11 protein-coding genes are annotated in these 11,248 nt (G+C 58.1%); 5 read left to right on the forward strand and 6 right to left on the reverse strand.

The window, feature by feature from the left end; all coding sequences use genetic code 11:
- Nucleotides 1-4: 4 nt before the first annotated feature.
- The 5 genes from JC200_RS08740 to JC200_RS08760 all read right to left on the reverse strand — a co-directional run bounded on the left by JC200_RS08740 (nt 5) and on the right by JC200_RS08760 (nt 4,266).
- Nucleotides 5-1,075: an N-acetylglucosamine kinase gene (locus JC200_RS08740; protein ID WP_274435877.1), complete on the reverse strand. Its 1,071-nt coding sequence runs from the start codon at nt 1,073-1,075 to the stop codon at nt 5-7.
- Complete coding sequence (proC, locus tag JC200_RS08745; RefSeq protein ID WP_274435878.1) at nt 1,068-1,910, reverse strand: pyrroline-5-carboxylate reductase; 843 nt, start codon at nt 1,908-1,910, stop codon at nt 1,068-1,070. The genes JC200_RS08740 and proC overlap by 8 nt, the downstream gene beginning before the upstream one ends.
- 374 nt (nt 1,911-2,284) lie before the next feature.
- The gene (locus JC200_RS08750; protein ID WP_274435879.1) at nt 2,285-2,980 is read right to left on the reverse strand and encodes a hypothetical protein; all 696 of its coding nucleotides are present in this window, start codon (nt 2,978-2,980) and stop codon (nt 2,285-2,287) included.
- A 25-nt stretch (nt 2,981-3,005) separates the two neighbouring features.
- The gene (locus JC200_RS08755) at nt 3,006-3,470 is read right to left on the reverse strand and encodes an NUDIX hydrolase (RefSeq protein ID WP_274435880.1); all 465 of its coding nucleotides are present in this window, start codon (nt 3,468-3,470) and stop codon (nt 3,006-3,008) included.
- The gene (locus JC200_RS08760) at nt 3,457-4,266 is read right to left on the reverse strand and encodes an alpha/beta hydrolase (protein WP_274435881.1); all 810 of its coding nucleotides are present in this window, start codon (nt 4,264-4,266) and stop codon (nt 3,457-3,459) included. Before JC200_RS08760 ends, JC200_RS08755 begins: the two co-directional genes overlap by 14 nt.
- Before the next feature lie 202 nt (nt 4,267-4,468).
- Between JC200_RS08760 and glnA the strand changes: the two genes are divergently transcribed.
- The 3 genes from glnA (at nt 4,469) to JC200_RS08775 (ending at nt 8,107) form a co-directional block, all read left to right on the forward strand.
- Nucleotides 4,469-5,893 carry a type I glutamate--ammonia ligase gene (gene glnA, locus JC200_RS08765; RefSeq protein ID WP_274435882.1) on the forward strand — a complete coding sequence of 475 codons (1,425 nt, stop codon included), beginning with the start codon at nt 4,469-4,471 and terminating at the stop codon, nt 5,891-5,893.
- 242 nt (nt 5,894-6,135) lie between these two features.
- Nucleotides 6,136-6,708, forward strand: a complete 573-nt coding sequence (locus JC200_RS08770; RefSeq protein WP_274435883.1) for a mismatch-specific DNA-glycosylase — start codon at nt 6,136-6,138, stop codon at nt 6,706-6,708.
- 46 nt (nt 6,709-6,754) lie between these two features.
- On the forward strand, nt 6,755-8,107 hold the full coding sequence (locus JC200_RS08775) for an MFS transporter (RefSeq protein ID WP_274435884.1): 1,353 nt from the start codon (nt 6,755-6,757) through the stop codon (nt 8,105-8,107).
- Nucleotides 8,108-8,368: 261 nt separating this feature from the next.
- Here the strand turns inward: JC200_RS08775 and JC200_RS08780 are convergent, their stop codons facing one another.
- Complete coding sequence (locus tag JC200_RS08780; protein WP_274435885.1) at nt 8,369-8,638, reverse strand: YkuS family protein; 270 nt, start codon at nt 8,636-8,638, stop codon at nt 8,369-8,371.
- Nucleotides 8,639-8,811: 173 nt separating this feature from the next.
- Between JC200_RS08780 and JC200_RS08785 the strand changes: the two genes are divergently transcribed.
- On the forward strand, nt 8,812-10,389 hold the full coding sequence (locus JC200_RS08785) for a Rieske 2Fe-2S domain-containing protein (RefSeq protein WP_274435886.1): 1,578 nt from the start codon (nt 8,812-8,814) through the stop codon (nt 10,387-10,389).
- A 223-nt stretch (nt 10,390-10,612) separates the two neighbouring features.
- Nucleotides 10,613-10,936: a hypothetical protein gene (locus JC200_RS08790; protein WP_274435887.1), complete on the forward strand. Its 324-nt coding sequence runs from the start codon at nt 10,613-10,615 to the stop codon at nt 10,934-10,936.
- Nucleotides 10,937-11,248 lie beyond the last annotated feature (312 nt).

Raw genomic sequence — 11,248 nt, forward strand, 5'->3', positions numbered from 1 at the left:
AGGTTCACCTCGAGAACGGCGGACGGCCCGTGGCAAGGTCCGCCGCTTCGAAACGCTGCAAGACTTCCGACGTCACCCCCGCCCGAACCTTGTCCATGGCCAACATCACAGCGCCAAACACCGGATGCAGCGACGGAATAACAACCTGCGTAGGCAGCGAGAGACGATTCAGTTCCGTTTCGAACGCCGCTAGTAAGTGCGGACTTCTCCCATTTTGGATCACGCCACCGACCAACACCACTGGTACCCGTCTTGCACTGTCTGTGATTGCGATTGGAACGGGTCGTCCCTTGCGCTTGTGCGCCTTGTCTTCTGCCTGCTTCATCTGTGCGAGCAGCGCCCGCGCACTCCGTCCGAGCTCTGTCCCCATGTCCGTCAGCATGCTAACCGAAAGCTCATCACCGGCTGCGGCGGCTGTGTGCACAACGCGCGGGATGTCGTCGAGGGCACGCGGGCAGGTCTGCCAAGGGTCTGCGCCCGCTACCTCAGCCATCAGAGCAGCCATATCTCCGCACCCAAACAGCGGTGGCAGTTCATCTACAAGTACAGACGGCAGGTCGCGTCCCTCCCAGGCACGCACAGCCCTGCGCAGCGCAAATTCTGCGAGCACGTGACCGCCAGCTGCGTCGCCGTAGGCCCAGCCGAACCCACCGACTTGCCACGTTCGGCCGGTTTTGTCGCGCCCGTAGGCGTTCGTCCCGCTGCCACAGATGATCACGGCGCCTGTCAGGTCCGGCGAACCTAACCGCAACCCTGCAACCGTGTCGCACACGAGGGCCGTGTTGTGAAGGGGCAGTTGCTGTAACACCGGAAGCAGCAGTACTTCGTCTGCAGGTCTGTCAGCGCCGGCAAGCGCATAGACAGTGGCGGCGACGTCACTTGGCCTGACGCTAGCGATTCTCAGCGCCTGCTCGACTGCGTCCCAAACCGCGTCCACAGCAGTTACGACTCCGCTCATTTGGTGATTGGCGCCAGCACTGCGCCCAACACCGCGAACACTGCCGTCCGTCGCGGTCAAGACAGCCAGTGTCTTGCTCCCTCCGCCGTCAACACCAAGCACAAACTGCTCAGGCACGGTACTGTCGACCCATCTCAGCGGACCTGTCAGCGGCAGCTCGCAAGGCCTCTGTGACAACGCCGTTCAAATCCCCGGTCTGCATGGCCGTGACGCCCGCGTGCGTTGTGCCCCCGGGAGATGTGACACGCTTTCGCAGTTCGGCTGGCGTGAGGCCCCAGTATTCAAGCGACTTCGCAGTCCCCACAACCGTCTGAAGGAGAAGCGCCCGCGCGGTCTCAGCCGGGATCCCCAATTCAACCGCCGCGTTCTCCATGGCCTCGAGAAAATAGCAGACAAAACCCGGGCCGCTGCCTGAAAACGCCGTCGCAGCGTCCATCAGCGACTCCGGGAGCTCTACCACTTTGCCGATCTGCTCGAGCAAGTACAACACATGCTGTCGCTCGCCGTCAGCGATGTCGGGGCCAAACGTAACTGCTGTAGCCCCAGCCAGCACGGCGACTGGTAAATTAGGCATCGCTCGAATTACATGTGCCCGGCCGTTCACCTGGTCCGTGATCCAGGCCCGCGTCACCCCGGCGGCGAACGACATCAACAACTGACCGTTCAGATAGGGTCGAACCTGGTCGAGGGCAGTCGCCATGTCTGCCGGCTTGACAGACAGGACGACGAGGTCCGACTGCGCGGCCTCCGCCAGCGACTGTGCCGGGGAAATCCCGTACATATCGCGCAACTCTTCTAAACGACCCCCACCGCTGCGATTAATCACCCGCACGTGTCCTGGGGTTACCGCCCGCTCTTCGGTTACGCCCCGGATAAACGCCTCCGCCATCGAACCAGCACCGAGGACGAACACGCGGTAGTTCTCTTTCCTCCGCTCTCCTGGCACACCCATTGGCGTTGTCCTCCTCTACCTTGTTAAAGCATTATAGTGCCGCTGCAAAGCTACCAGCAACTCACAAATCGCTCCACGAATTTTCGGAATCCCCCCAAAAACCGAAATCGCGATGCGAACTCCTTTCGTTGACTGACAATTCAGCGACTGGCTGCACCGCGATGCACTAGTGGTTCGCTTCACGAATTCGCGTCGGCGCCAGACCACCACTATTGGAGGGATTCGTAGATGAAAGCTGCTATTTTCGTGAAACTTGCTTCCGCAGCCGCTGTCGTAGGAATCGGCGGAGTCGTCGCTGGCATGACCGGTATCGCACCGGCGCTTTCCGGCCTCCCGGGCCTGAGTCTCCCGGGCGGCAACTCCTTCTCGGTCAGTCAGAATTCAAACCTCAGCCCAAGCGGCGGTGGCTTCACTTCGACGGTAAACGGCCCGAATGGTTCCGGCGGTAGTTTGACGAGCAAGGTGAACTCATCCAGTATGACGGCTTCCAGTGCTACAAGCCTCTCCGGTCCTAGCGGCACCGGCAGCGTGACCAGCCACTCTTCGCTGAGCCCGAGCGGTGGTTCGGTGTCTGGCAAATTCAGTGGCCCGGACGGCACTGGTGGTTCAGTGAGCAGCGAGGTCTCGACGAGTGGTGGTTCAGTGTCTGGAAAATTCAGTGGCCCAGACGGTTCCGGCGGCTCCTTCTCCGGCTCGGCTGGCACTGGTGGAGCCTCGGGCACATTCAATCTCACGCCTCCATCTGGCGGCTTGCCGAGTCTGTCCACTAGCAGCTTGCCTTCACTGCCGAGTTTGCCTTCACTGCCCAGTCTGTCGACTGCCAGTCTGCCTTCACTGCCGAGTTTGCCTTCACTGCCAGGTCTGTCGACTGCCAGCCTGCCTTCACTGCCGAGTTTGCCAAGTGGCAACCCACTCGGGTCAATCACAAGCTTGTTGCCCTGACACGGAAACTGCTCCCCCGGAGGTGGATGCAATAACCAGCACTTCGCGCATTCCCAAACCGTCCAAACGGTCGGGAGGTACTTGCGGTAGTACAGATCAGGAGCTGCATCCCCAAGTGCCACGTGCACCGGCGAGCAGCTCCTCCTGTTCCGATTAAAGCAAGCGGCACGCCGCCGCGATAAACCGCTGCTGCAGCTCGGACAATTCGCTCGCCACCGCCGGGTTCACCCACTTCCGGTCACATGTCTCTGCATTTGCAGAGAACGGTTGGATTGCGGTCAGGCGAGCCGCGACTGCGATGTCAAAGGAAGCCTTGGTGGCGGCCGCATCCGCGATTGCAACAGGCGCAATCGCGCACGACGCCTCTTCCGCAACCTCGCGCACAGCGGCCACAAACACCTCTTCACCGCGTTCGACAAGGCCGCCTGGCAAGCGCCACTTAGGTTCACCGTAGGTGTGATGCAAGAGCAGGATGTCGCCGTGATCATCACACACAACGACCGCGACTGCGAGCGGATAGGTCGGCTTGAACAGGCGGACAGCCCAGCGCTGTAACAGACCCGGCGCTGCGCTGTAGATGCGGACGCGCCAGCGCGCCAGAATGCTAGGCCTGCTCATTCGCCATAGCAGGACGCCCAGTGTCTGTGTCAGCGCGCAAAAACGCAGTCAACGACTGAATCACTTCCGTTTCCCACGCGTGGTTGTCAAACGTGTGGTTAGCGCCAGAGATGACACGCACCTCTGCTTGATTACCGTAGACCTCGTCGCGGTACTTCAGGGATATCTGACTCGGGACTGTCCCGTCCTCAGATCCGTGCACGAGCAGTACTGGTTTTTTGAACAGCTTCGCGCGCATATATGGCTCGAGTGTCAGCAAGTCAAAGGCGAACGTGCGACCCACGAGAAAGCCACCCCAGTCAAAGGTATCGGCCTGTAAGCTGTCCGCCTTGAGCCCTGCTTGCTGGGCCAAGCCGAAGACAAACTCGCGAAGGTTGCCGGCTGGGGCAATCAGCCCAAGTCGCGCCACGTCGTCAGGCCGGTCCGCCGCCACTAGGCTCGCCACCAGGCCGCCGACGCTGTGTCCGACCAACATCACCTGCGACGGATCAAACCGACTGTCTTGTCGGACAAAGTCGACGATTGCATTGGCGTCGGCGATTTCACCACTCACTGTGACATCCTGGAACCGTCCGTCACTCTCGCCACTGCCAGCGAAGTCAAAGCGCACACTGGCGATTCCGACGCCTTCAAGCGCCAGTGACAGTTTGCGAAGCAACTGGTGAGGTCCCAATTTGTCTGCCGTGAAGCCGTGACAGATCACGACGACTGGGCAAGGCCGACTCGCACTATCTGGGACGTGTTCCATTCCACGCAAGGTGAGGCCACCTTGCGCCAATTCGACGGCTCGCTGCACTCAGTTCCCTCCGATCTTGGTTGGAGCGTATCAGTGTGACATTTTCGGTTATCTCCATTAGTATACTGCCCTGCAGCAGAAACAAATGTTAGACGCGAAATTTGTCAAGTTTTCTAACATATCCGGTTGATCTTCTGCCTTGTCTTTCGCTAATCTATATCATGGAGAAGTCATTAGAACGACATAGGGAGTGGAGAAACCCATGACGCCTCGCGAAGTCCTAGATTTTATGCAGAAAAACCACGTAGTGATGGTCGATTTTCGCTTAGTCGATGTCCCGGGCCGCCAACACCATGTAACAATTCCTGCCGTGGAAATCGAAGAAGAAACTTTGGTCAACGGAATTGCGTTTGACGGGTCCAGTATTCAGGGCTTCCGTTCCATTGAGGACAGCGACATGGTCATGAAGCCAATCCTTGAGTCCGCCTTCGTCGATCCCTTCTTGGCAGTACCGACGCTTGCCCTGGCCTGCCAAGTGTACGAGCCGAACGGTACGCGGTACGACCGCGATCCACGATATATTGCCGAAAAAGCAGAAGCTTACTTGCAAAAGCTCGGCATCGCAACCCATGCAAACTTCGGTCCGGAACTTGAGTTCTTCCTGTTCGATGACGTTCGCTTTGACAGCACTTCGCAAGGTTCTTTCTACAGCATTGACTCGGAAGAAGCGATGTGGAACACGGGACGCGCCGAAGGCCCGAACCTTGCGTACAAGGTCAAAAACAAAGGCGGGTACTTCCCTGTTCCTCCAGTAGACACACAGCAGGACATCCGCACTGAAATTGTCCTCGAGTTAATGAAAGCTGGCCTGCGCGTTGAACGGCATCACCACGAAGTGGCGACGGCCGGACAGGCAGAGATTAACTTTCGCTTCAGTACGCTGACAAAGACCGGCGACAACGTCATGCTGTACAAGTACATCGTTCGCCAGGTCGCACGCAAACACGGCAAAGTAGCGACCTTTATGCCGAAACCGGTCTTCGGTGACAACGGGTCTGGCATGCACGTGCACCAAAGCCTGTTCGATGGCGATACGCCGCTGTTCTACGAAGAAGGTGGCTACGGCAACGTCAGCGACCTCGCGAAGCACTACATCGCAGGTATCCTGTCACACGCGCCTGCACTGCTCGCCTTCTCGAACCCGTCCACCAACTCATACAAGCGCCTTGTGCCTGGCTATGAAGCCCCAGTCAACCTGGTGTTCTCGAAAGGCAACCGCAGCGCGGCCGTTCGTCTGCCAATCGCGTCGGTATCGCCGAAGGCCGTGCGCATTGAGTTCCGCACACCGGACGCCGCGTCTAACCCGTACCTGGCTTTCGCCGCCATGCTGATGGCTGGCCTCGATGGCATCAGGAGAAAGCTCGACCCGACAGAGCTTGGTTTTGGTCCGGTTGACAAGAACATCTACGAGTTGTCTGACGCTGAGAAAGCGCAGATTCAAAGCGTTCCCGGATCGTTCGAAGAGAGCCTGATGGCGCTCGAGAACGACCACGAGTTCCTGCTTGAAGGCGGTGTGTTCAGTAAGGACTTCATCCACAACTGGGTCCACCTGAAGAAGGCCACCGAGATTCAGCCGATGAATCTTCGCCCGCACCCGTACGAATTCAACCTCTATTTGGACCTGTAAGCATCGGTTCAGTTCGCATCAGGCGACCGCACTGCCGAGGCAATCCTCGCGGTGCGGTTGTTTTCCGTTCAGAGCAGTTCAGACGTCACTTTGGTCATCGTCGGGCTCTTGAATTCACCTGGTCCGGGGTTTAGTGTGGTGGCAAACGGGTCCTCGACTCCGCGGTCGACATGCGCGCTTGGACTCATGGTCTGTGGCCGGATGTTTGGCCGAATTGGGCTGAAAGGAGGCTCTGATGGCGGTTGATCACGGAAAAGTTGCGCCCGGAACTCGCAATCCTGTTCGTTGGCTTTAACCCGTCGCTGACCTCCTATGAACGCGGTTTCAATTACGCAGGACGCAGTAACCGGTTTTACCGCATCCTGTTTGAGAGCGGGTTAACAGACCGCCAGTATGCGCCGGAGGAGAGCCCGAACTTGCTCGATGACTACCAGTATGGGTTCACCAACTTGGTGGCGAGGCCGACACAACGCGCGGACGAGTTGTCGCGTAGTGAGTACCGTGAAGGCGCCCACGTTTTGCGGCGCAAACTGGAGGAATTTGCACCGCGCGTGGCGTGCTACGTTGGCAAAGGCGTCTACGAGCAGTTCACCGGACGCCGGAAAGTCACGTGGGGCGTCCAGAAACTGAACGAGGTGCCGGGCGTGATCGACTTCGTCGGTCCGTCGTCAAGCGGCTTGGTCCGAATGACACTGGCGGCACAGGTCGAGATTTACTCAGAACTGGCACAGTTGCTCAAGTGTGACGCTGACTCTACTGCAGCAGGTGCTTCGAATTCACCGGGTGCTACGGATGCCTCGGACCTTACTCGCTAGGAGTCAGCAATTACAGCCGCCCATTGCGGCGCAAGGAGTTTTCACGATGCGCACAGGTCGAATGGTCGCCTACAGCGCCGGCAATGTCGGCGCCTCCATGCTGATTCAGGCGTTTTCAACATTCGCATACTTCTACTACGTCGATCAGCTGCGAGTACCGGATACTTGGATCTCCACCGCACTCGTCATTCACGGCATTTTTAACGCAGTCCTCAATCCTGTCTCCGGACAGCTGTCGGACGGCACCAAATCAAGGCTCGGGCGCCGTCTGCCGTGGATGATCGGCGGTATGTTGCCGCTCGCTGTGGTCTACGTCCTGATTTGGTCGCCACTCGTAGCAAAGACGCACGTTCAAGCACTCCTCGTCTACTTCTTTATCGTCGTCCTTTTATACGACATTTTTTACGTCTTTGTGGTGTTAAACTGGACTTCCCAGTTTCCCGAGTTGTTCCATCGCCTGCGTGACCGTTCCGTGGTCTCTGCCTGGCGACAGATGTTTGGCATCATCGGCATGATTGTCGGCGTCGCCATCCCGCCGCTCATCTACACCACCCTCGGCTGGACGACCCTGGGTCTCATCTTCGGTATCGTTGGTCTCATCAGCTTCGTTGTTGCAGTGTACGGTTCGTGGGACCGGACCGGAGCAGCTGAGGTGAAGGCTGGATTGCCGCTTGGCCAGGCACTGGTTGCTACGTTTCACAACCGCTCGTTCGTCTTTTACGTGATTGGCTCGTTCTTTTTCCAACTAGCCTTTCAGATCATCCCAGGCGCAATCCCGTTCTTCGGCGAGTACGTTCTACACGCCTCCGGACTTGTCCAGACCCTGATGCTCGGCTCGATGTTCATCGTCGCACTGCCGATGGTCTACGCCTGGAGCGCCATCACCAACCGCATCGGCCCGCGCAGTGCGGTCATCACCGCGGGCACCATCTTCGCAGTGTCGCTGATTGGCTTCTGGTTCATCTCTTCCCAGACGATGGCCATCGCATGGGCCGCGGTGCTCGGACTGAGCCTGGCGGGGCTGATGATTCTGCTCGACGTGCTGCTGTCGGACGTGATTGACGAGGACCACGTGAAGACAGGCACTCCACGCGAAGGCATGTACTTCGGCGTGCAGGGGTTCATCGTGCGCTGGGGTGTTTCGCTGAACGCCGTGCTGACGACCGAGGTACTCAACCGCTCCCACTACGTGCCGCACGCCGCGCATGAAGCGCCGGCCGTCGCGGTGGGCATTCACTTTCTGCTCAGCTTTGCACCCATGCTGTCCGTGCTGCTCGCGGTCGGCTCGTTCCTGTTCTACCCGCTGCACGGACAGCGGTTGAAGACCGTCAAGGAACGACTGGCTCCGGCTGGCGGCAGGGCGTCTGGGAGCGCCAAATTGGCGCAATCAGTACCGTGACGCCGAGAACCAGTCGATTAGCGACGCTAGCGTCGCTACAGATTGACGAATTTACGCTCTCTCTCAGACTTGACCGGGATTCCGCCCCGATAGCGCCCGTTTAGCGCAAGGTCGAGGCGCAGCTCGTTCTACTCGCGTTCAAAACGAAACGGCAAGTGCATACACAAGGACTGCCCCATCAGACCGTTAAGTCCAGTGGGACAGCCCTTTGTCCGCAGCAAGCCGCAAGCCGCAAGCGCCAACAAACTCAGCCTGGCCCGGTTAACTCATGTACTCCTTCACACGGTCGTACACCTGTTGCGGAGACATCCCATCAGCGTTGATCACGGGCACGTTCGCGACCACATCCTGCATCCCCATCAGGTTTTGGTCTGCCCCCGTCACAACATAGCAGCAAACGTTCCCCGCTGACGCTTCAGTTGAAGCCGTTGCCGCCTCGGACTGCGCCGGCGTCTCCACACACGAGCAACCCTGGCTCTCCAGGTACTCCTTCACATTGTTCAGCGCTGGCTCTACCGCTACTTGCTTCACTACAATCACCTCCGATTACAGCTCGACCCAAGCAACAGGCCTGCAGTCGGCAGTATGCCAGCCTAGTCCAGCCATTATCCAACGAGTTCTTCTGTCGCCACCAATTTGCGTCCATCCGCCTCGTACCCATACAATAGGGAGAGACAAGCAGCAGCGATGTAGGAGGGTATGTATTGAAGATCACGTTCCTCGGCCAAGCTGGCCTGTTCATCGAGACAAAGTACGGCAGCATTCTCTGTGACCCGTGGTTTCACCCGGCATACTTTGCCTCGTGGTTCCCATTCCCGAGCAATGAGCAGATCGACCGCCAGAAAATTTCTAACCCCACGTATTTGTACGTGTCTCACTTGCACCATGATCACTATGATCCGAAGTTTCTACGAGAGGTAGTCAACAAAAACACGATTGTGCTGTTGCCGGACTACCCGATGAACCACCTGGAACAGGCCCTTCGCGGGCTCGGGTTTCAACACTTCGTCCAGACCAAAAACTGTACACCGTTTGAGCAGGACGGTTTGCGCATGATGATCTACGCGCTCACAGCGCCGACAGACGGACCGATTGGCGACTCCGGTTTGATGGTCGACGACGGTGAGGCCCGAATTTTCAATCAAAACGACTCGCGACCTGTCGACATGGATCTGCTCGCGAGCCATGGTCCCTACGATGCCCTGTTCCTGCAGTTCTCCGGAGCCATCTGGTACCCGATGGTGTACAAGTTCCCGCAGGCGATGAAGGACACGCTTAGCCGCAAAAAACGAGACAACCAAATGGCGCGCGCGCTGAAATACGTTACCGAGATTGACGCTAAGTATGTCGTTCCGTCCGCAGGCCCTCCGTGTTTCCTCGACGACGACTTGTTTGAACTCAACGATTTTCACCGTTCGGACACGAACATCTTCCCGGATCAGACGGTATTCCTTGAGTACATGCGCGATCACGGCGTTAATTCGGGACGATTGATGCTTCCAGACAGCGTCATGACGCTTGCGAACGGCGAGTGCCGAGTCGAGCACCCGGTGCCTGACGCCGAAGTGAATGCTATCTTCACCGACAAAGAGGGGTACCTAAAAGCCTACCAAGCCAGACAACGTGGCGCCATCGAAGCTGAACGCGCCTCGTGGCCGCACGGAGAAGTTGATGTGCTACCGAGGTTGAAGGAATGGTTCGAACCTTTGATGAGGCAGGCGGATGTGACAGCGGCCGGGATCAACGGACTCATTGTTCTCGACCTTGGGTCGGAACGGATTTGTCTCGACTTCCACAACCGCACGGTCGACGTGTGGGATGGCGGTGAGTGGGACTACATCTTCGAGATCGAACACGGTCTCGTCGAGAAGTGTATCCTCAACCACTACGACGACTGGGTCAACGAGTTGTTCCTCTCCTGCCGCTTCCGCGCGCAGAGAAAGGGCGCCTACAATGAGCACATCTACAACTTCTTCAAGTGTTTATCGCAAGAGCGGATTCAGTACCTTGAGGGTTATTTGGCGGAGAAGGCGCCTGTGCAGGACCTATGGGAATGCGATGGCTATCTGGTGCAGCGGCGCTGTCCCCACTTGAAGGCAGACCTGACCCGCTTTGGCCACGTGGAGGATGGAATTCTGACGTGCCGCATGCACGGCTGGCAGTTCGATCTCGAGACAGGCCGGTGTCTGACATCGGACGACCGACATTTGTTTACGCGCAAGATCGAAGGGAAGCTGGACGAAGGCAAGCTGGGCGAATCGAGTGAACAGAAACAGCGGTAGCAGCAGCCAGCTAGACACAGCCGACTGCCACAATGCACGTGCGCAGCCACCATTGGAACGTGCGCAGCCACCATTGGAACGTGCGCAGCCACCATTGGAACGTGCGCAGCCACCATTGGTGCAGTCCTAAAGGATCCACCTCCTGTAGCTGTCAGGAGTACGCGTAGGTGGGCAATGCGATATGCAGTGCAACGGAACCGGGAGAAGGAGGAATTCGCAGGATATGGGAATAGTGCACATGGTGTTAGGTATTCTCTTGATTGTGCTGGCGGTGATTGCGACCTTTCTTGAAGTCACACGCAGCAGCGGCGTGCCGAAGGGCTTGCGCGGTGCCGTCATCGGCCTGCTCGACCTTGAGGTCCTGCTCGGCATTGCTACGTGGATTTTCGTCACCAAGCCACCCAGCATTTTGCACCCCGTTTTCATGGTGGTCGGCGTCATCTGTGTCCACATCTTCACTCGCAGCAACAATGGCAAGTCTAGCCGCGTCTTTGGGTGGATCCTCGCAGACGTGTTACTGATTCTCGGCGCTGTCCTGTTCCGCTGAGGAAACTGGCCCGGCGGGTGGGTGCCTTGGGCTGGTCCATGGGTCCTCGGCACCTGCGATGCTTGAGCCTGCGATGCTTGAGCCTGCGATGCGTAGGCCCGAGGAGAGGTTTCGTGATCACCCCCTCGAAATAGCCGCGCAGAACAGCTAATCTGCCAGTTTTTATGACTTTTCGTGGATTATAAGCCGTCCGGAAATCCCTAACGGTGCAATTTGGCACCCTGGACCGCCGCCATGAGGGCTATAAGCTGTTCCCAACGGCTTAAACAAGCTATTTCCGGGCCATCTACGGCACATAAGCTGTTCGGTGCG

This window comes from Alicyclobacillus sp. ALC3 (genome assembly GCF_028751195.1).
In the GTDB taxonomy this organism is placed as follows: Bacteria; Bacillota; Bacilli; order Alicyclobacillales; family Alicyclobacillaceae; genus Alicyclobacillus_L.